20 protein-coding genes are annotated in these 20360 nt (G+C 37.0%); 8 read left to right on the top strand and 12 right to left on the bottom strand.

All coding sequences use genetic code 11. The features are described from left to right. Positions 1-215: 215 nt before the first annotated feature. The 4 genes from NK356_RS00510 to NK356_RS00495 all read left to right on the top strand — a co-directional run bounded on the left by NK356_RS00510 (position 216) and on the right by NK356_RS00495 (position 4173). Entirely contained in the window at positions 216-983 is a 768-nt protein-coding gene (locus tag NK356_RS00510; RefSeq protein ID WP_079240009.1) for a rhomboid family intramembrane serine protease, read from the top strand. Between the two features lie 33 nt (positions 984-1016). Then, the gene (gene dprA, locus NK356_RS00505) at positions 1017-2126 is read left to right on the top strand and encodes a DNA-processing protein DprA (RefSeq protein ID WP_034691840.1); all 1110 of its coding nucleotides are present in this window, start codon (positions 1017-1019) and stop codon (positions 2124-2126) included. 190 nt (positions 2127-2316) lie between these two features. Beyond that, on the top strand, positions 2317-3675 hold the full coding sequence (gdhA, locus tag NK356_RS00500) for an NADP-specific glutamate dehydrogenase (protein WP_034691843.1): 1359 nt from the start codon (positions 2317-2319) through the stop codon (positions 3673-3675). A 126-nt stretch (positions 3676-3801) separates the two neighbouring features. After that, positions 3802-4173: an iron chaperone gene (locus NK356_RS00495; RefSeq protein WP_253315929.1), complete on the top strand. Its 372-nt coding sequence runs from the start codon at positions 3802-3804 to the stop codon at positions 4171-4173. A gap of 43 nt (positions 4174-4216) precedes the next feature. Here the strand turns inward: NK356_RS00495 and NK356_RS00490 are convergent, their stop codons facing one another. From NK356_RS00490 to NK356_RS00480, 3 genes are all read right to left on the bottom strand, one after another. Next, complete coding sequence (locus NK356_RS00490) at positions 4217-4519, bottom strand: hypothetical protein (protein ID WP_034691849.1); 303 nt, start codon at positions 4517-4519, stop codon at positions 4217-4219. A 236-nt stretch (positions 4520-4755) separates the two neighbouring features. Continuing rightward, positions 4756-5244 (bottom strand): YkgJ family cysteine cluster protein, encoded by a 489-nt coding sequence (locus NK356_RS00485; protein ID WP_253315928.1) that lies wholly within the window; start codon positions 5242-5244, stop codon positions 4756-4758. Then, on the bottom strand, positions 5245-6216 hold the full coding sequence (locus NK356_RS00480; RefSeq protein ID WP_034691854.1) for an ion channel: 972 nt from the start codon (positions 6214-6216) through the stop codon (positions 5245-5247). A gap of 139 nt (positions 6217-6355) precedes the next feature. Between NK356_RS00480 and NK356_RS00475 the strand changes: the two genes are divergently transcribed. Next, a complete protein-coding gene (locus NK356_RS00475; RefSeq protein WP_253315927.1) occupies positions 6356-6736 on the top strand; it encodes a group III truncated hemoglobin in 381 nt (126 codons plus the stop codon). A 94-nt stretch (positions 6737-6830) separates the two neighbouring features. On the opposite strand, the gene NK356_RS00470 is transcribed toward NK356_RS00475, so the two are convergent. From NK356_RS00470 to hflX, 9 genes are all read right to left on the bottom strand, one after another. Further along, positions 6831-7901, bottom strand: a complete 1071-nt coding sequence (locus NK356_RS00470; protein ID WP_034691860.1) for a calcium:proton antiporter — start codon at positions 7899-7901, stop codon at positions 6831-6833. Between the two features lie 66 nt (positions 7902-7967). Continuing rightward, the gene (locus NK356_RS00465) at positions 7968-8306 is read right to left on the bottom strand and encodes a DUF6122 family protein (protein ID WP_034691863.1); all 339 of its coding nucleotides are present in this window, start codon (positions 8304-8306) and stop codon (positions 7968-7970) included. Between the two features lie 28 nt (positions 8307-8334). Further along, complete coding sequence (locus NK356_RS00460) at positions 8335-9573, bottom strand: hypothetical protein (protein WP_253315926.1); 1239 nt, start codon at positions 9571-9573, stop codon at positions 8335-8337. Beyond that, positions 9574-11592 (bottom strand): hypothetical protein, encoded by a 2019-nt coding sequence (locus NK356_RS00455; protein WP_253315925.1) that lies wholly within the window; start codon positions 11590-11592, stop codon positions 9574-9576. It abuts the gene before it with no gap. Between the two features lie 17 nt (positions 11593-11609). Next, positions 11610-12278, bottom strand: coding sequence for a hypothetical protein (locus NK356_RS00450; protein ID WP_253315924.1), 669 nt, complete (start codon positions 12276-12278; stop codon positions 11610-11612). Positions 12279-12411: 133 nt separating this feature from the next. Further along, entirely contained in the window at positions 12412-13128 is a 717-nt protein-coding gene (locus NK356_RS00445; RefSeq protein ID WP_253315923.1) for a DNA alkylation repair protein, read from the bottom strand. Positions 13129-13136: 8 nt separating this feature from the next. Then, complete coding sequence (locus tag NK356_RS00440; RefSeq protein ID WP_034691877.1) at positions 13137-14423, bottom strand: sodium:proton antiporter; 1287 nt, start codon at positions 14421-14423, stop codon at positions 13137-13139. A gap of 20 nt (positions 14424-14443) precedes the next feature. Next, the gene (locus NK356_RS00435) at positions 14444-15079 is read right to left on the bottom strand and encodes a DUF4919 domain-containing protein (RefSeq protein WP_034691880.1); all 636 of its coding nucleotides are present in this window, start codon (positions 15077-15079) and stop codon (positions 14444-14446) included. Then, the gene (gene hflX, locus NK356_RS00430) at positions 15079-16302 is read right to left on the bottom strand and encodes a GTPase HflX (protein WP_253315922.1); all 1224 of its coding nucleotides are present in this window, start codon (positions 16300-16302) and stop codon (positions 15079-15081) included. Before hflX ends, NK356_RS00435 begins: the two co-directional genes overlap by 1 nt. A gap of 194 nt (positions 16303-16496) precedes the next feature. Here hflX and NK356_RS00425 point away from each other — a divergent pair, with 194 nt between their 5' ends. The 3 genes from NK356_RS00425 (at position 16497) to NK356_RS00415 (ending at position 20358) form a co-directional block, all read left to right on the top strand. Continuing rightward, positions 16497-17204: a LytTR family DNA-binding domain-containing protein gene (locus NK356_RS00425; RefSeq protein ID WP_253315921.1), complete on the top strand. Its 708-nt coding sequence runs from the start codon at positions 16497-16499 to the stop codon at positions 17202-17204. Positions 17205-17355: 151 nt separating this feature from the next. Then, positions 17356-17829, top strand: a complete 474-nt coding sequence (locus NK356_RS00420; RefSeq protein ID WP_034691891.1) for a T9SS type A sorting domain-containing protein — start codon at positions 17356-17358, stop codon at positions 17827-17829. A 6-nt stretch (positions 17830-17835) separates the two neighbouring features. Next, positions 17836-20358, top strand: coding sequence for a collagen-like protein (locus NK356_RS00415; protein WP_253315920.1), 2523 nt, complete (start codon positions 17836-17838; stop codon positions 20356-20358). Positions 20359-20360: the final 2 nt, after the last annotated feature.

Genomic DNA, 20360 nt, shown 5'->3' with positions numbered 1-20360 from the left:
AATTTTTTTTAAAGGTAAATTCAGCTTTAAAAGAATCGAATTTCAATAAAGTTTAATCACCTCATAACAAGATATTTCTATAAAATCAATGCCAAAATAATAAGTTCAAAAGTTAAATTTAATACCTTTTGTCTTAAAATCAGGTCGGTAGAAACGAATTCATCGACAAATTTTCCGAAATTTATTATTGGCTTTTGATTTGACGTAAAATCCACATGTTCAAAAATGTAATTTCCAAAAGAGCGGTTATATACCCATTGCTGATGCTTTCAGCGATGTGGTTCGGGTATTTTTTACAAATGCAGGGCTTTTTTCAAAGCTGTTTTGGAGCCATTATTCCTCTCTTACCTGAGGGATTGCTTGGCGTGGTTACCTCTCCCCTTTTACATGGAAATATTGATCATATTATAGGAAATTCTATTCCCATAGCAGCCCTTATGTTTTTGCTGTATCAGTTTTATCCATTGGTTGCCAACAAAGTCTTTATCATCGGCTGGCTGGCAACGGGACTTTTGGTATGGCTTCTTCCTCCTATTGATATCCTTACTGGTGAATATATGTACACTTGTACCATCGGAGCCAGTGGTGTAGTTTATGTACTCGCTTTTTTCCTATTCTTCAGCGGGGTATTTAAATGGAATACGAAACTTCTCACAATTTCAATGCTTGTTGTGCTTTATTATGGCAGTTTGATCTGGGGTATGCTTCCTGAAGAATTGTTTTACAATATGCAGGAACCGAGTAAAATTTCATGGCAGGCCCATCTTTCCGGAGCGGTAGTAGGCAGTATTATTGCATTTGCCTTTAAAAATGTTGGCGAAAAGAAGAAAAAGTTCATCTGGGAGTTTCCGAATTATTACAGCGAAAAAGATGATAAATTGTGGCAGGAATACAAAGAAAATCATCCTGAAGACTTTATGGAGCTTCCTTACAAGAAAAAGGATGATATATGGGATCATTTGGATGAATTGAGAAAAAGATAAAACTTATTTCATTACATTTGAAAAAAAACACACATGACCTCCGAAGAATACTTATATGCCATCGCCCTCCGCGAATGCAGCCAGATTGGCGATATTCATTTTCATAAACTTATCCGTACTTTCGGAAGCGCTCAGGAAGCCTGGAAAAGAGCAAAAAAAGAGTATAAACAACTGGAAGGGATAGGACAGAAAACAGTTTCAGATATTGGAAATACATCTCATTTGGAATTCGCAGAAGAAGAATTAAATTTTTGCGAAAAAAATAATATTCAAATCAGGTTAAAACATCTCAAAGAAATCCCTTCTCTACTCAATGAATGTAATGATGCACCGGCTATTCTTTATCAAAAAGGGAATATCGGGAATACACAACCAAAAGTAAGTATTGTAGGAACCCGAAATATGACAACTTATGGAAAACAGTTTATTGAAGACTTCTTCAAAGCAACACAATCTTCAAAATATACATCTGTAAGCGGTCTTGCTTTAGGAGTTGATAAAGAAGTTCACGAACAGTCTATTTGTCATCAAAAACCCACTGTAGCAGTTCTTGCACATGGTTTTCAATATTTATATCCGGCAACAAACAGAAAACTTTCTGAGAAAATTTTACAGGAAGGAGGTGCATTAATAACGGAGTTCAGCTCTTCCAGAAAACCTGACCGGGAAAACTTCATCCAAAGAAACAGAATCGTGGCAGGAATATCTCCTGCAACTATTGTAGTGGAAACCGGTTTTGGAGGAGGTTCTGTGAGCACAGCAGCCTTTGCCAATGATTATAACCGTGATGTTTTTGCACTCCCTGGAAAAATCACGGAAAGCAGCAGCCAGGGATGTAATCAGCTGATTTTCCACAATAAAGCAACCGCTATTTCTACCATAAAAGATCTTATCGGACTCCTCGGATTAAATGATCCGAAAGAAAAAATGGAAGAGTTATTTCCTCACAGCGAGAAAAGCATACAATTGTCTGATAGTCAGAATTTAATATATCAATCTATCAAAGACCATCCTCAGATTTCTCTGGATGATCTGTCACAGAAAATTGAAGTTTCTACTCACAAAATTTTGCCAATAATTTTAGAATTGGAACTTTTAGGGAAAGTAAAATCGTTTTCCGGGAGGCAATTTATAGCAATTTGATATTTAACGATTTCTTAATATTGCATTATTTCACACATAACATTTCATTTTTAATAAAATTTGATCATAAATTATCAATTTAATAATATTACGAAACATTATTATTTAATTTTTAACAATGTTGAAATATAGTGTTGTGAATCTTGAAAAAAAAATTAAATTTGTTGACAATAATATTCAACCTTAATATATGGAACAATATAATATTGACCAGAAAATCCAAGAGTTTATTGCAAAAATTGAAGCAAAAAATCCTAACGAACCGGAATTTTTACAGGCTGTAAAAGAAGTTGCCGTAACAGTAATTCCATTCATTGCTACTAAAAAAGAATATACCGGAATGAAGCTGCTTGAAAGAATGGCTGAAGCTGAAAGAATTATTATTTTCAGAGTTCCATGGGTTGATGACAAAGGAGAAATTCAGGTTAACAGAGGTTTCAGAATTCAAATGAACTCTGCTATTGGACCATACAAAGGAGGAATCCGTTTCCACCCTACTGTAAACTTATCAGTTCTTAAGTTCCTGGCGTTCGAACAAGTATTCAAAAACTCTTTGACAACTCTTCCAATGGGAGGTGGTAAAGGAGGTTCAGATTTCGATCCACAAGGAAAATCTGATATGGAAGTAATGCGTTTCTGCCAGGCTTTCATGACAGAATTATGCAAGCACATCGGTCCTGAAACAGACGTACCTGCAGGAGATATCGGTGTTGGAGCAAGAGAAATCGGATATTTATTCGGACAGTACAAGAAAATCAGAAATGAGTTTACCGGAGTTCTTACAGGAAAAGGTCTTGCTTATGGAGGTTCATTAATCCGTCCTGAAGCTACAGGATACGGTGTAGTATACTTCGCAGAGCAGATGCTTAAAACGATCGGACAAAATTTCCAGGATAAAATTGTAACAGTATCAGGTTTCGGAAACGTAGCTTGGGGAGTTATCAAAAAAGCAACTGAACTAGGTGCTAAAGTAGTAACAATCTCTGGACCAGATGGATACATCTATGATAAAGATGGTATCAGCGGAGAAAAGATCGATTATTTATTAGAACTTAGATCTTCAGGAAACAACAGAGCTGAAGACTATGCTAAAAAATATCCATCTGCCGAGTTCCATGCTGGAAAACGTCCTTGGGATGTGAAGTGTGACGTAGCTTTCCCTTCTGCAACTCAAAATGAACTAGATTTAGATGATGCAAGAAAATTAGTTGAAAACGGATGTATCTGTGTAACTGAAGCGGCTAACATGCCTTCTACACTAGATGCAATCAACTATTTCTTAGACAATAAAGTATTATTCTCTCCTGGTAAGGCTTCCAACGCTGGAGGTGTTGCTACATCAGGATTAGAAATGACTCAGAACTCTATCCGTCTTAACTGGACTTCTGAAGAAGTTGATGCAAGATTAAAGGAAATCATGATCGGTATCCACAAAGCTTGTAGAGACTACGGAAAAGACGAAGACGGTTATGTAAACTATGTAAAAGGTGCAAATATTGCCGGCTTCGTAAAAGTAGCAGAAGCAATGTTGGCTCAAGGAGTTGTGTAACAAAAAAACAAAGGTTGGGAAAAACTCCCGACCTTTTTTGATATAGCCTGTTCCCGGGATAATGGGAAAAAAGTAAAAAGTGAAAGGAGAAAGCGCTGCTATATGCAGTGCTTTTTTTATTTTTATATGATGAAAAACACCTTTAAAAATATTGATGAATACATCCTTCTGTTCCCGATAGATGTACAGAAAAAATTGCTTGAACTCAGAAAAGCAATTCATTCTCAGGTTCCGGATCTGGAAGAATATATCGGGTATCAGATGCCCGCATTCCGTTACAAAGGAAAGCCTTTGATTTATTTTGCAGGCTATAAAAAGCATATCGGATTCTATCCCGGAGCTGAAGGCATCCACAATTTTGAAAAAGACTTTGAAGAAAGAAAATATAAGTTTTCAAAAGGAGCCGTTCAATTTCCCATCACTGAAAAGCTGCCGCTGGATCTGATCACCAGGATTTTATTGTTCAGAGTGGAAGAAATTGAACAAAAAAAATCCTGAAATACAAGATTTCAGGATTCCGACTAGTGTTTGCTAAAGTGCTTTACTTTTTCTTCTTTTTGTCTTTCTTCTCTTCTTTAGGAGCATCTGCAGGTTTAGTGGCATCAGTAGGCGTTGTACTTACTGATGGATCCGTTGCAGGTGCCGTTTCCATTGTAGTGGCAGGTGATTTTTCCTGTTGATTCTTCTGATCCGAAGGACTTGTAGTCTGTGTATTCGGTTGTTGAGTTTGAGTTGTCGTAGTGTTATTAGTAGAAGTATCGGCCGGCTTTTGTGGTGTTGATTGTGCTGATACTGCGATTACTCCGACTAATGTAAACGCTGCCGTTAAAAATAACTTTTTCATAATGTAATATTTAAATGATTGTTTAACTTAAACGAGGCATCATTTATAAAATTATGTGTAAAAGACTTATTTAACGTACTTTATAATTATTTAAGAGGAATTTGGAAAAATGAGTTCGGATGATTGGGCTTGAAGAGTGATGCTGGAAGCAGGAAGTTTATTTCAGTGAAAATATTAGCTAAAACGGTTTATTATCAAGACTTCCAATTCCTATCATCCAGCTCCCCGTCTTAGGTTTACTTCGTCACATTCTTCATCATTTTTTCTACGAATTCAAATGCTGCAGGACAGATAACAGTATTTTTCAGCATCAAATTATTGATCTGATAAATCTTTTTACGGTCTGTATGAGGATATTCACGACAGGCTTTTGGCCTTACGTCGTAGATAGAACATGTATTATCGTTGTTCAGAAAAAAACAGGGAAGATTCTGCAATACTTTATCATTATCTTCATCTACTCTTAAAAACTTTGCTTCAAAGTCTGCAGACTTCATTCGGAGATGTTTGGAAATTCTCTCAATATCTTTTTCGGTATAGAGAGGCCCAGTTGTTTTGCAGCAATTGGCACACTGCAGACAATCTATTTCTTCAAAAACTTCATCATGGGTTTCCTGCACTATATAATCGAGATTTTTGGGCTGTTTTTTCTTTAATCCGTCCAAAAATTTCTTGTGTTCTTTCTGCTTTTGTATCGCTTGTTTTTTATAAAAATCTAAATCCATTTATTCTTTGTTTCTCACGGACTCCGGAAGTTCTTCTTTTTTATACTCGTTAATTTTATCCAGATCCAGTACCGTTGAGAGATTTTCTTTGTTTGGATAATACATCGGAACAAATTTGGCTCCGTATACAATTTCTCCTGTAGTATACGAAGATCTTTGAACCACCGTATTTGAAAAGACTTCGTCAAATGCGCGTACCTGTACGATAAGCTCAAGATCTGTATTTTTAAAATCTTCTTCAGAAAAACCGTAAAACGGAGAGTTTTCATCAATTTTATGCACTACAGTCCAGTTGAGAGCCAAAGTATTGATCTTACTCATCTGCGTGGTAAGTCTGTAAAAATTACTTTTGGCAACTCCATTTTCCATAACTTCAATAGCTACCGATACAATTACGTCTGCATCCGTCAATGCATTATTCTTATAGGGAGCAAGCCTGAACATTAATGCTGAAGATTCCTGAAAAGGAGCGATAACTGCTATATCAGAAAATCTTAAGTATGCCCTCGGTCTTGAAAATCTTCCATAAAAAAGTCCTGTTGCAATGGCAAAGGTAAGCAATCCCAGAAAAGCTTCAAAAGTTGCTACAAGACTTGCCAAAAATCCTACCGGAGCTATTCTTCCGTATCCAACCGTGGTGAATGTCTGAGAACTGAAGAAAAAGACATCAATAAATTCATTGAGTGGATCACTCTTATCTATTCCTGTAAGATGCTCTACCCCAATCAGGTAATAGATCATGGCAAACAGAAGATTAATGAGAATATAAGCAACCACCAGATAAGAAATAAAACGAAATGAGGATAAATTCAGCATGGTGTGATACCAGCTTAGCCTGTTAAAAACATTCACGCCTCTTCGCTGAACATTCGGGAGACCATCTTTATTGATGAACCTTCCTGAGGCATTGGTTCCGAAACCACTGTTCTCCGCATTTTTCTGACGGATTTTTTTTCTGAATCCTCCTGTCATTCTATATCATTTGTTTTTGAGCTGGTTATACGAATTTCGTTTTTCTGCTAATTCTGATGCAAAGATAAAATATTGTTTTGATGAATTTTATCAATTGATTCATTTGAGTTTTAATTTGATTTTGGAGTACATTTGAGGTATGAAAAAACTGGAGTCAAGAGAAGATATTGAACACCTTGTCAATTCATTTTACAACAAAGTTGTTAAAGATGAAACCATTGGATTCTTTTTTAATGATATTGCTCAAGTAGATTGGGACAAACATCTTCCTAAAATGTATTCTTTCTGGGAGTCTATTCTTTTTGGGCAGATGAGCTATAAAGGAAATCCAATGGGTGTCCACTTCCCGATTAATGAGATACAGGCTATGGAGCAAAAACACTTCGACCGATGGCTGCTGCTTTGGCGTATTACCATTGAGGAAAATTTCGTAGGCGAAAATGCTGATATGGCAATCTATAAATCCGAGAATATAGCCAAACTGATGGCTTTCAAAATGGAGTTGGCGAGAAGATTATAGTGATACGGGATTCGGGGTACGCGATATAGATATCGAGGTTAAATTCCCGGATTTTTTTACAGATAGACTGATTTGTAATTTTGTACTTTTCTTCTTAAGGAACGATTACCGTAAAGATATAGGCTGCCAGATTCACCAACAGAACAGTCCCGTACAGGATATTTGTTTTTCCACGACTTAAAGAGAGCATCACAATAAATACGGATAAAGAAAGCAGAATAATGTCTTTTTTATCCAATCCTAATACCAGTGGGATATCATACATAATGCATACCGCTGAAACCGCAGGAATAGTGAGACCGATACTTGCCAGAGCTGAACCCAATGCCAGATTCAAACTGGACTGAATTTGATTGGCTCTTGCTGCACGGATCGCTGCAACGCCTTCAGGAAGAAGAACTACAGCAGCAATAATTACCCCAACCAGAGATTTTGGAGCTCCAAGACTTTGCACCATTCCCTCTATTGTATCAGACAATCCTTTGGCCATCAGTACAACAATCACAAGGCAAATCACCAGAAAGACAAAGCTGATAAGTGTTTTGGGTAATGAAGGTATATAATGCTCTTCAGGATGCTCATCAGGAACAATAAAATAACTTCTGTGACGCACAGTCTGCACCATCAGGAAAACCCCATAAATGGCAAGACATGCGATGGATATAAAAATAAGCTGAGCTTCGTTATAGAATGGTCCGTTGACACTCGAAGTAAAATTGGGAAGAACAAGGGTAAGTACCAGAATGGAAACAATACTCACCAGATAAGTAGTTGCTGAAGTTCTTGCAAAGAACTGTTCATGATATTTAACGCCACCTACTAAAATACATATTCCCAGAATTCCGTTGAGAATAAGCATTACAGCAGCAAAAACAGTATCTCTGGCCAGCGTGATCGCCTGATCTCCGCCGGCAACCATCAGCGAGATGATAAGCGCCACTTCAATAATGGTGATACAAAGTGCCAGGATAATGGTTCCGAAAGGCTCTCCTACTTTATGAGCCACAACTTCAGCATGATGCACTGCTGATAAAACGCTTCCGATTAATAAAATACCGGCAAGAATATCGTAAAGAACACCACTTCCCATCAATCCGGAAAAGTAGTATCCTACCGCCAGAATAGGAAAAATATAGGTATAATGTAAAAGTTCTTTTAGTCTCATATCTTGACTACAAAATACAAAAAATCTATAATAATTTCAATATTAAAAGAAAATATTAATGATATTTTAATGAGGCCAGAAGTTAAAGTCCTGATAATCCGTGAACATATGAAACAGAAGCCCAATTCCTATAATCCTTATATTTCCTTTAAAGAACAGCAGCAAAAAATACACCGCAATGGCATAATAAGAATGTAAAAAATGAAAACCTATGCTTCCCCTTGACGGATCAAAAATAGGATTGGCAAAAAGATGATCCAGATCTACCAGCATGGTAGCAAGAAGAATAAAATATGCCTTTTTCCAATTTTTACGATAAAAAACCAATGCAATAAAAACCGGAAAAACGAGATGTAAAAAATAATGAGTAAAAGTTTTGAGCAATGCGATGTCTGATGGAGCCATTAATGAAAATTTTATTCGGGTTCTATGCTTACCACCGTAAAATTAAGGGTAATTCTCCTTTCTTCGCTTTTATTTTTAGCCAATAATTCTGAGCCTTGTTCCCATACAACACGTAATCGATATCAGAAATGATCTTTTTCTCAGTGTTACTCAATGTTTTCAAAGAAAAATACAGCAAAGCATTATTTCTGATCAGCAGGTAATTTTCTTTGAGCTGGGGAGATAATGATACGGATTTTCGGGTTGACTTTATGATAACCCCTTTATTATCCCTTTTGATTTCATTGGGCTGAAAAGGAATTGCCGTGAATTGATTTTCTTCATTGATCCACTTTTTAGACTGAAAGTATTCCCAGGTCTTTTCGGGATCATTACTTACAATATCAATGGTATAATTCGGTTGGGTAATTTTTTGGAAAGTCTTCTTTTCAACTTCATTGAAATTATCATCATATTCATAACTGATAATGGTATCATTAACCTGCTCGAGATTTGCAGTGGCTTTTAAGGAAACAGCCTGTGAGGAATCTGCTACACTCTTATTAAAAAAACGGGTAAAGTTTTTGATGTTTTCTTTGTCTAACTCCAGTTCCAGAAATTGATTTCCTTTCTGAAGCTTTGAAGCAATTGTATTAAAAGTCTGAAGATCTGAGTTATTTTTAATCTCAATTTCATCATCATTTAAGTCGATAGAAAAGTTATGAATTTTCCCTCCCGAAATGAATGAAATACTTCCCAATGTATTTTGAATAAAACGGTCTGCCTCCCAAACATGGTGTACAGAATTCTGAAGAAGCTTTTTTTGAAGGGTTTCAAAAGCATGATCTGAAGTTCCTGCAATACAATAATTTCCATCTATCATAAAGAAAAACTGTTCCTTCTGAAAACGGTTATTTCCTTTGGCAACAAAGTTTTGCTCCTTTAAATAGGTGATGAATTTTTGCGAATCTTTAAGTTCTAAAACGCTGTACCATTCTGAAAATTTAGTGTCTTTAACGTGGAATATCTGCAGAAAATCCGGAATTCTGATTCCTGCATCTTTCAGTGAACCGGAGGTTTTACTCTTTGCTTTGCTTCCGGACCATTTTGAGGGATGGGTTGCCAAACTGAAGAGGTATTGTCCCGTTAATTTCTTCGTGTCAATTAAGACCACTGCATCTGTATTATCAGGAATATATTGAAGGCTTTTATCTTTGTGAAAAGCTACAAAATATACTGCAACAGCAAGCAATAAAAATAACGGGACAATAATCTTCTTTTTCTTCATCTATAAAATTTGAGGCTTCTTTTCTGTTTCTTTAGCTTTAAAAACCTGATCGAATATATCAAAGAAATACATTAAGCTGTTTTCTGAAGAATCTTTGATGTTATAGTTCATCTCAGTCTGGATACTTTCTCCTTTTACTTCAGTTTTATAATACAGCTCTCCTACATTTTTTTTGATCGCCTCTAATGTTTTTCTTTCTTTCGGACTTTTGAATTCTTTATCTAATCCTGTTAAAAGCTTCTGGATATCCAGTCTGCCGGACAATGGATATTTAGCGGAGTCTTTGGCCCATTTTCTGGAAATATCAGATTGGCTTACCGGTAAATTATTATCTGCAGCACTCATCAGGTATACTACTCCATCTTTTACAGTAAAAAACAACTGATCTACATATCCTCCGTTTTTCTCTTCTTTAAAGGTGTAAAGGTTTCCTTTTTTAGAAAATCTCTTGGACAGTTTTTTGTTGGTTGTCAGCAAATCAAAAATACGGTTCCAATACCCTTCATTCTCTGTTGCAAAAGCGAAAGTGAAGTTAGGAACAGCAATTTCTTTGGTTTTCTTTACTTCTTTTTCATTAAAATCTGCATCATATTCATAATCGGTATATTCTACGGTTTTGGATTTCAATTCATTCAAAACAAAGATTCCGTTTCCAGGGGCAATTTTGGTAATCGCTTCTTCATCCAGTACAATTTTCATGGTTTCCATGATCAGCTCCATTTCTTTTTTGTACTCGTTTTCTCCGGAATTCTGAAGAAGACTGTACATCATATCAAAGCATTTTGCTCCATTCACATTCATGGCATAGTAGCCAACACTTTTCTCATTGATCAGCTCCAGCAGTTTTTTGTTTTTCTTCCCTTTATAAATGGCAGAAATATTCTTTTGAATGTCAGCATTTTTGTGCTGATAATTATTAACCAGTCTTACTTTATCTTTATCAAAGTACAGATTGTATGCATAGTTGGAATTGTACATGTCTTTGAAAAACTGTCCGTAGCCGTAATACTTCGTCATCTTTCCGTAGATTCCTTCGTTTACAATTCTTCCATAATCTGTGTAGACAAAAACATCGGAATTGGCATCTCTGAATGCCAGCATTTCTTTAGGCACTTCAATTTCTAAATTTGAACTGAAATATTGGTCAAAACGATCTTCTGCGTTCTTTTTAACAACCCTGAAGTTTTCTCTGCGGATAGAATCCTGTTCTTTCTGAAAAGCTTTTTCTTCTTCCTCATCATAAGCATCTTCAGGCATTTCTTCTCCGTTTTCAGAATTTTCAGCAGTTTCTTTCTCTGCAGGATATTTATGATGTTTCTCCAGATATTTGATATCCTTCTGAATTCTTGCAATCTCGTTGTTGTTATCTTTTATACTTTCTTTCAGATACTTGATATCATCCTTCAGACTTTTGATTTCTTCTTTATAATCAAAAGGTTTTTCCGGTTCTTCTGTATACACTGTATCTCCCGGCTCTGCATAAGCGGAATCAACCACTGCAACAGCAGTACTGTCTGCAACTGCTTCCTCTGCCCAAAGATCCTTATAAGGTTTTGTATAGCTGATCATGCTAAGAACAGCACGGCTTCCGTTCCACGCTACAAAAATATCATCGTTGATATCTACATAAGAATAGTTCTTTCTGCTGGAAACCTCCTGGCCTTTTTTCTTCACAGAGTTAATGAACTCCTGAAACTTTTCCTTATTATCAATGATAAAATGGGTATTATAGGCTTTAATAGAGTCATTAAAACTTGCATAATGGTATTGAACAGCATCGTATTTGATTCCTGTTTTGGAATAATCTGTCCATGAAAGATTTTCTTTGCTCTTTTTGCTGAGCTCATGCAGCAATGGATTCAGTTTATTCCAGTTGATTTTATTATTAAGCTGTTTTCCGTTAACTTCCATATAAAATACGGCATCGGAAGGAATTTTCATGCTGTTTTGGGCTAAAATCAATGTAAAGCCAAAGAGAACGAAAATAATTGTTTGCGTTTTTAAAAAGATAGATTTCATGACTATAGTTTAGAAATTTATTGAAAAAGAATGGTGTTTTGTATTTGTTTTTTCTGAAGGATTAAATCCAGGATATCTGCTTCCAGTTTAAGAGCCTTTTTGTTGGGAGAAAGCACGTAAGCAGTATTCGATTGTGATTTCACCGGATTTTCAAACTGCATGATGGAAGTATACCGAGCATCGTTAAAAACTTCTTTATCACCCTTACTCATCTTGTCATAATCAGCCTTGAAAGTATTGGCCTTATTCCTTGTCAAGGTCTTTTTCTCAAGATTTTGGCTGTAAACCTGAGTTGGAACCATTTTACCCAATATTTTCTGGGTTTTCAGTTTTTCAAGACCTGCATTAATGTTTTCAATTTTTTTGAAATTACAGCTCAGCTTGATGATGTAATTATCAAAATCCATAGATGTTTTCACATTACTGATTCCTGGTGTTGCTTTAAAGATTTTGGCAGCTTCATTGATTTTATTTTCAATTTCTGCCTTTTTAGGAACTTTTTTTCCGTTGATGGTTTCCATCTTTGAGATAGAGGCAAGTCTTGTTTTGCTCTTGCTGGCATTAAGAATAATGGTATATTCTCCTGTTCCGTCAGCTTTTATATTCACTTTATCAAGAATATCAAAACAGCTTGTCAGGAACAGCAAAGGAATACATAGAAGAAATAATCTGAGAAAATTTTTCATGATTAGGTTTAAAAGCACAAAATTACTCAATTCTGACCTTAAATCCTTATAATCTTTGATTTTTTGGGCATAAATAGCTGTTTCCCGGTACTTTTTTGGGGGAAAATACGGTACTATTTCCGTATATTATTTTTTAAACTCGTCCTTTAAGATAATCCTGACGAAGATCTTCATCCAGTTTTTCAATAGCATACCGAAGACAGGTTCTCGGCATTTCTTTGTAATATAAATTCAGAAAGCTGATCAGCTCACCTTCATTTTTATTTCCCATTTCCCTTAGCAACCAACCGTTTGCTTTGTGCATCAAATCATGAGGATGTTTCAGATTTCTGATAACAAATTCTTTGGTCAGATCAAATGAACCCTTTTTTATATAGTGCATAGTTCCCACTACAGCAATTCTCTTATGCCACATTTCCTCAGATTTCGAAAGCTCTACAAGAAGACTTTCTTTCTGATTTTCAAAAACATACCTTCCTAAAATCTTATAACAGGTAGAATCTACCAGATCCCAGTTGTTCACATAAGGAAGATGGTTCAGGTAAAAAGCGACCACTTCTTCTTTTACTAATTTATCTTTTGTTTTCTCAAACTTTGAAATCAGCATAAAAAGAGCTGTCAGCCTGTGCTCGTGGTATTTTGAAGAAAGTAATGTACTGAGTTCTTTTAAATCTATTTTCGAATAATATTCTTTGGCCACAGAACGTTGATCCGGAACTTTCACTCCCAGAAACAAGTCGCCTTCGCCATATTCACCTTTTCCTGTTTTGAAGAATCTTGGAAAAAATTCCGCCTTTTCAGGAATGGATAAAACAGCAAGTGCTTCCTGTATTTCTTTAATGATGCTCATATGACAATTTAAGCGTTTTCTTCTACAGCAATATTTTCCTGCTCCTCCTCTTCTTTGGCAATCTTATTAGGATTCGCCACCTTAGCAATGGTAAGCCCCTGAACAATGATGGAGAATACGACAACGCAATAGGTAATACTTAAAATAATTTCACTGTATTCACTTTTAGGAATAGACATCGCCAGGGCAATGGAAACTCCTCCCCGAATTCCTCCCCAAACCAGAACTTTTACCGTCTGCGGACTGAAACTTCTTCTCAGGGAAGTAAATTTTGTAGGCCCCCAGATAGAAATAAATCTTGCAAACAGAACGACCACAATGGCAACTACACCCGGAATCATGAAATGTCTGAGATCTTTAATCATCAAAAGTTCAAATCCGATGAACAGGAATAATACCGCGTTCAGGATTTCATCAATCAATTCCCAGAATTTAATCAGATAGTCCTGAGTAACTGATTTCATTTTGAAACTTCTGTTGAAATTCCCCATAAACAATCCTGCAGCAACCATCGTCAATGGACCGGAAATATGCATTTGACGGGCAATAAGATACCCTCCCATGACAACAGAAAGTGTTACTAATACGGAAATAATATAATCATCCACTTCACGCATCAATCTTGAAGTAACCCATCCTAACAGCACTCCAAGTAAAAGTCCTCCCCCGGCTTCTTTAAGCAGAAGCAATCCGATTGTTTCAACACTCAGATCCACTTCTTTTCCAATCGCCAGTTGTAAAATAACTGTAAACACCACAACTGCCATACCGTCATTGAAAAGAGACTCTCCAGCTACTTTTGTTTCCAGTGATTTGGATACCTTAGCTTGTTTCAGTACACTCAGAACTGCTACCGGATCGGTAGGTGAAATCAAGGCTCCAAAAACAAGACAATAGATAAAAGGAAGTTTTACCCCTACATAAGGAAGCAGATAAAACATTCCGAATCCTACCACAAAAGTAGAAATTACAACACCTACTGTGGAAAATATCACTACAGGTCTGAACTGTTCTTTCAGGTCATTAATATTAATATGGATTCCCCCTGCAAAGAGTAGAAAATTAAGCATAGCACCCATCAACACCTCCGTGAAATCGATACCATTCATAAGGTTGTGAAGATGTCCGAAAGTTCTCGGAAGAACCGTTTCTCCAAACAGTACCAGAAAAATTGATACTACAATGGCGATCACCATAATTCCGATAGTACTTGGAAGTTTTAAAAACCTATAGTTAAGATAGGCAAATATTGATGCTAATACGATTAATGCTGAAAATGAATAATATAATTCCACTAAGTGTTTTTATTTTAAGATTAATTGGTTAGTTCCAAATAGAGTATTTTGATATAAATTTGATTCCCATCCTTTTCCCAGATGTCAAACATGGCATCTTTAGAAGCTTTTGAACTTCTTGTGTAGTCCTGTCCTATATTCAGAATATTCAGCAGAATGTATTCATCTCCTACAGAATTGACGACATAGGCTGTTTTTTCTGACTTTCCGTCTCCCGAACTTCTTATCCCTTCAGTAAGTGTACGGAATTGATTCAGATGATGGATAAAGTTATTTCCATCCTTTACAGAATCATAAGCCCTGAGAAGAATCAGCAGCACATCCAGATTGGTAGGATCTTTATCATACAAAGCTTTTCCCTGCTTGATGCAATCAGCAAAATTGTTTTGTTTAAAAGCTTCTACCAGACTTTTAAAACTATCATCTGATGTACTTATTTTATCGTTTCTAAAATTTCTTCCGTAGTACAGATATTGAGATTCTATACTGTCCAGAGATTTAGGATATCCTTTAAATTTGAAAATAAGCTTGTCGTAATTGTACGGAGAATCGGAAGTCCTGAGACTTTTCTCAATAGCTTTTAAATCAATTTTGGATTTCTGGCTGAATCCAAAAACCGAAAACAGGATAAATAAAAGAAAAAGGTGGTATTTCATTAATTGTTGCTTTCTTCTTCGTCGTTATCGAAATATTCGAAAAGGAAATCGTTGTATGGGAATCTGGAAATATGAATTTTCATCACCTCATCATAAATCATTTTCTTCATTTCCGGGAAGTTTTCCTTCGTTAATGCAGAGATGAAAACCGTTGGATACTTAGATTTTGCCATCCATGTTTTTTTCCATTCTTCCAGAGAAATATTTTTACGGGTAGTAGGTGTAAGATCATCTTCATCCTTTTTCTCATAGCTGAAATCATCAATTTTGTTGAAAATCATAATCATTGGTTTCTGATGTGCATTGATCTCCATCAGGATATGATTTACAGATTCTATGTGATCTTCAAAGCTTTCGTGAGAAATATCCACCACATGAATCAAAAGATCAGCTTCACGAACCTCATCCAAAGTAGATTTGAATGATTCTACAAGCTGAGTAGGTAGTTTTCTGATGAATCCTACTGTATCTGTCAACAAAAACGGAAGATTTCCAATCACCACTTTTCTTACTGTGGTATCAAGGGTTGCAAATAGTTTATTTTCCGCAAAAACCTCAGATTTTGAAATAGAATTCATCAAAGTAGATTTCCCTACGTTGGTATATCCTACCAAAGCCGCACGAACCACTTTTCCACGGTTGTTACGCTGAGTAGCCATCTGCTTGTCAATCGTCTTCAGTTTCTCTTTCAACAAGGTAATTCTGTCACGGATAATACGACGGTCAGTTTCAATTTCCGTTTCACCGGGACCTCTCATCCCAATACCTCCTTTCTGACGCTCAAGGTGGGTCCACATTCTTGTCAGTCGTGGTAAAAGATACTGATATTGTGCCAGTTCCACCTGAGTTCTTGCATAAGAAGTCTGTGCTCTTTGGGCAAAAATATCAAGAATAAGATTGGTACGGTCCAGGATCTTAACTTCCATATCTCTTTCCAGGTTTTTAAGCTGTGAAGGAGAGAGTTCATCATCGAAAATTACGGTTCCGATCTCATTTTCTTTTACATATTCTTTTATCTCAATAGCTTTTCCGCTTCCGATAAAGGTTTTGGAATCCGGCTGAGTTAGTTTTTGGGTAAAACGTTTTTGTACGGTTGCTCCTGCTGTGAAAGCTAAAAACTCCAGTTCATCTAAATACTCCGTCAGTTTTTCTTCATCCTGATTCTGTGTAATAACACCCACCAAGACTGCTTTCTCATAGTTATGTTCTTTCTTTTCTAACATTAAGTTCTGTCTATGTTTATGATTTTTACAAGTTAATATTTTTCAGAAAAAAAACAAAATCAATTTTTATTTAATAACATATTTTAATATAAATTTAAGTTTACCGATGAATGATATATAAAAAATCAATAACTTTATATAATAAAATTCTGATTTTTAAATATTTAAATTAAAAAACTAATCTCCGGAATATCATGATTACCCATATTAGATGTATGATTATTGATGATGATGAACTGGACAGGCTGGTTCTTCAGCATTATATCAGGCAATATCAAAACATTGAAATTGTTGCCACTTTCGACTCTGCAGAAAAGGCGGTTCCCTATCTTGACCTTCCTGCCGATCTCCTGATTACTGAAACTAATTTAAAGGGCATGAGTGGTCTTGAACTCCGCACATTAGCCCATAAGATTCCTGCGTGCATTTTCGTAAGCTCACATCCTGAGCTGGCGGCCGGAGCTTTTGAGATCAGTACTTTAGATTTTATCACCAAACCTCTTACCGCAGAACGCTTTCATTATTCTATGGAAAAGCTTTTTGATTTTTTTGAAGTAAAGGAAAAATGTGAATGTTATGATGCTATGGTGGGAGAAAACTGCATCAAAATAAAAGAAGGAGGCCATATTCATCAGATTAAAATGAAAGATATTCTCTATCTGGAAGCTCTGAAAGATTATACAAGAATTATCACTCTTGAAAAAAATCACTGTATTTTAAATTCTTTGGGAAATCTTCTGCAAAAAAATTTTTTTGATTCTTTTGTCAGAATACACAGAAGCTACGCTGTCCCACGCCATCTTATCCGGGGAAAAAGTTGTCATGAAATAGAGCTTGCACATCACATAAAACTCCCTATTGGTCGCACTTACAAGGATAATCTTTCTTTTTTCAATCCTTAAAAAAACCTAACCATAATTCACAAAATGCCATTGGTCGATTATTTCTGCCGTTGGTCTATTTTCTTTCCAATTGATTGAGAGAGGTGGTAATTTAGTCTTCCCAAATTCCCCAAGAAAAACACATATCTATTAATCACCAAAACTGTTATCCATGGAAAGAATATCTATTTATTGTATTATTCTGTCTGTATTTTCCATCCCCATACTGCACGCTCAGGCTGTAGTTTTGGCAACGGGATTGGATGCATCAGCAGTTAATGGTTTTGTTTCGTACAGTGTAGGTCAGACCACCTATCTGGAAAAAGGAACAGGACAAGTTCTGGAAGGCGTTCAGCAGCCTTACGAAATTATCACCCTTACCACTATTGAAAATCCTTCTGAACAGAATGGCATTTTGCTCTATCCTAATCCTTTCAGAGATTATTTGTATTTAGATTTTACGTCAAATAGTTTTAAAGGGTCAGAATACCAGTTATTCGATGCCCAGGGCAAACTGGTAAAAAAAGATAAGATCTCACAATCAAAATCTGAGCTTAATTTCTCCTCACTTCCTTCTGCTATGTACATTATCAGGATTACTCAAAATGGAGAAAATATCAAAACTTTTAAAATCATTAAAAAATAAAACGCCATGAAAAAAATATTATCAGTGTTTTGGATCCTGACAGGTTTCTTTATGGGACTGTCCCAGGCTCCGGAAAAAATGAGCTACCAAGCTGTCATGAGAAACGGTTCCGGACAACTCTTAGCCAATCAAGGAATTGCCGTGAAAGTAAGCATACTACAGGGATCTCCTGCCGGAGCTGCCGTTTATTCTGAAAGACTTACCGGAAATACCAATGCCAACGGACTTGTTAGTCTCGAAATAGGAACAGGAACAATCCTTACCGGAACATTCGCTACAATCGACTGGTCTTCAGCAAGCTATTATTTAAAAACAGAAACAGATCCAGCGGGCGGAACCAACTATACCATAGTAGGAACCAGCCAGTTACTAAGCGTACCTTATGCTTTGTATGCTAAATCTGCCGGAGTGAGCGGAGGAAGCTTTACGATTCCCTACTCCAATACGGTAAATAATGCTTCCACTTTATTTTCATTAATCAATGATGGTGATGGAACTTCAGTGGAAGGAGTTAACAGCACAACCACATCCAGTATTGCTGCTGTAAGAGGAATTGTAAGCAATACAGCCCCCGGAGGATTTTCTTCAGCAGTACGTGGTATCAATAACGGAACCGGCGGACTGGGAATTGGAGTATGGGGAAGCCAGGCCGGAAGCGGCTGGGGCGTATATGGTGTTACTCCAAATGGCTTGGGAGTCTACGGAAATTCCAGTGGAAACGGATATGGTGTTTATGCAAACAGTAATACAGGAACGGGTTTAAATGCCACCAGTAACAATGGTATTGCTGCCAATATTTCTATCGTCAACAATGCCAATGCCAATAGTGTTCTTACCGCATCTACTGTAGGGAACGGAACCGTTATTAATGTTTCTACCACAGGTACTGGAGCGGGAATACTAAGTTCTACCGCAGGAGGATTCGGGGCTCATGGGATCACCTCTTCCCAGTCATCTGCAGGGATTATAGGAGACAATACCGGAGCAGGTGAAGCGGTTGTGGGAAGAACCACCAGTGATATTGCCGGAGCGGTTGTGGGCCGTAATGATGGAGGTGGATATGGTGTGAGAGGATTTGTGGCTACTAATACATCAGGAACTGGTATCGGTGTATACGGACAGGTAGGTTTAAATAACAGTACCGGCCGTGCGGGACGATTTGAAAATTTCAATCAAACCAATACAACAGGGAATACTTTTGAGGTAGAAACGAATGGAAACGGAAATATTCCGGATAATACTCAAGGAAATGCAGCCTCTTTTATTGTTGACAATACGAATAGTGTGGGGGCAGCAGTAAGAGGAGAAGTAAATACTATTTTCGGGAATTTTGGTGCAGCCGCTGTATTTGGAGTTTCTTCAGGAACCGGAGGACGTGCCGGTTTATTTTATGCATCAAACCCTGCCGGAAACGGAGCTTCATTGATTGCTCTGACTGATGGGAACGGAAATGCCATCACCGCCAATGCAGGAAAAGATGGTAACGGTGTAGAAACCAATATTGATGGTGCCGGAAATGCTCTTTATGCATGGGTTCCTTCTTTTGCCACCGGACGTGCGGGACGATTTAATATTTTTAATGAATCCAACACCAGCGATGTGATCACAGTAACAACTGTAGGAAACGGTATTGGTGGAAATTTTAAAGTAGACAAAGTTACCGGAACATCTCCTGCGGTAAAAGGAGAAGTCAATTCCCAATTCGCCAATTTTGGAACAGCCGGAATCTATGGAGTATCTTCCGGAACTGGAGGATTTGCAGGGTTATTTCATGCAAGCAATCCTGCCGGAAATGGCCCGGCATTAGTTGCTATTGCTGACGGAAATGGAAATGGTATCACAGCCAATGCCTCAAATGGCGGAGATGGAGTTGAAACCACTGTAGATGGGACAGGAAGTGCCATTTTTGCATGGGTTCCTAATTTCAGTAATGGACGAGCCGCAAGATTTGTGAATTTTAATACATCTAATACCAATGCAGCCCTTACCGTAGAAACTCATAGTGCAGGATCTTTGGCTTTGTTTAAATCAGGAAACCCGGGAACCGTAAATGTTGCCCGTATCGATAATACAGGAAAAGGATTTTTCAACGGCGGTACCCAAAACAGTGGTGCTGACGTTGCTGAAGCTTTTGATGTCAACGGAAACATTTCGGAATATGAGCCTGGTGATATTCTGGTTATCTCAACAAAAGCAGACAGAACGGTTGAAAAATCATCAACTCCCTACTCTACTCTTGTTGCCGGAGTGTATGCTACTAAACCTGGTGTATTGCTTACAGAAGAACATATCGATATTGATATTTCCAATAAAGCGCCAATGGGTGTCATTGGTGTCATTCCAACCAAAGTATGCCTTGAGAACGGAAACATAAAAAGAGGGGATCTCCTGGTGACTTCATCTAAAGCGGGAGTTGCCATGAAAGCCAATCTCAAAAAGGTAAAAATTGGCCAGGTCATCGGAAAAGCACTTCAGGATTATGACCAAAAAGAGATTGGAAAAATTCAAGTATTAGTCAACATAAAATAAAC

Origin of the sequence: Chryseobacterium sp. S0630, assembly GCF_024158915.1 — a bacterium.
Taxonomy (GTDB): Bacteria; Bacteroidota; Bacteroidia; order Flavobacteriales; family Weeksellaceae; genus Chryseobacterium.
The sequence above is the reverse complement of the archived record's forward strand: the minus strand, read 5'-3'. Positions and strand labels throughout refer to the sequence as shown.

Bases quoted from the DNA above. Each gene is read 5' to 3' on its own strand.
- gdhA (WP_034691843.1), top strand. From the start codon at position 2,317: ATGGAACAATATAATATTGACCAGAAAATCCAAGAGTTTATTGCAAAA.
- NK356_RS00510 (WP_079240009.1), top strand. From the start codon at position 216: ATGTTCAAAAATGTAATTTCCAAAAGAGCGGTTATATACCCATTGCTG.
- NK356_RS00420 (WP_034691891.1), top strand. From the start codon at position 17,356: ATGGAAAGAATATCTATTTATTGTATTATTCTGTCTGTATTTTCCATC.
- NK356_RS00455 (WP_253315925.1), bottom strand. From the start codon at position 11,592: ATGAAATCTATCTTTTTAAAAACGCAAACAATTATTTTCGTTCTCTTT.
- NK356_RS00480 (WP_034691854.1), bottom strand. From the start codon at position 6,216: ATGACAGGAGGATTCAGAAAAAAAATCCGTCAGAAAAATGCGGAGAAC.
- NK356_RS00435 (WP_034691880.1), bottom strand. From the start codon at position 15,079: ATGAAATACCACCTTTTTCTTTTATTTATCCTGTTTTCGGTTTTTGGA.
- NK356_RS00445 (WP_253315923.1), bottom strand. From the start codon at position 13,128: ATGAGCATCATTAAAGAAATACAGGAAGCACTTGCTGTTTTATCCATT.
- hflX (WP_253315922.1), bottom strand. From the start codon at position 16,302: ATGTTAGAAAAGAAAGAACATAACTATGAGAAAGCAGTCTTGGTGGGT.
- NK356_RS00490 (WP_034691849.1), bottom strand. From the start codon at position 4,519: ATGAAAAAGTTATTTTTAACGGCAGCGTTTACATTAGTCGGAGTAATC.
- NK356_RS00415 (WP_253315920.1), top strand. From the start codon at position 17,836: ATGAAAAAAATATTATCAGTGTTTTGGATCCTGACAGGTTTCTTTATG.
- NK356_RS00475 (WP_253315927.1), top strand. From the start codon at position 6,356: ATGAAAAAACTGGAGTCAAGAGAAGATATTGAACACCTTGTCAATTCA.
- NK356_RS00425 (WP_253315921.1), top strand. From the start codon at position 16,497: ATGATTACCCATATTAGATGTATGATTATTGATGATGATGAACTGGAC.
- NK356_RS00470 (WP_034691860.1), bottom strand. From the start codon at position 7,901: ATGAGACTAAAAGAACTTTTACATTATACCTATATTTTTCCTATTCTG.
- NK356_RS00460 (WP_253315926.1), bottom strand. From the start codon at position 9,573: ATGAAGAAAAAGAAGATTATTGTCCCGTTATTTTTATTGCTTGCTGTT.
- NK356_RS00450 (WP_253315924.1), bottom strand. From the start codon at position 12,278: ATGAAAAATTTTCTCAGATTATTTCTTCTATGTATTCCTTTGCTGTTC.
- NK356_RS00465 (WP_034691863.1), bottom strand. From the start codon at position 8,306: ATGGCTCCATCAGACATCGCATTGCTCAAAACTTTTACTCATTATTTT.
- NK356_RS00485 (WP_253315928.1), bottom strand. From the start codon at position 5,244: ATGGATTTAGATTTTTATAAAAAACAAGCGATACAAAAGCAGAAAGAA.
- dprA (WP_034691840.1), top strand. From the start codon at position 1,017: ATGACCTCCGAAGAATACTTATATGCCATCGCCCTCCGCGAATGCAGC.
- NK356_RS00495 (WP_253315929.1), top strand. From the start codon at position 3,802: ATGATGAAAAACACCTTTAAAAATATTGATGAATACATCCTTCTGTTC.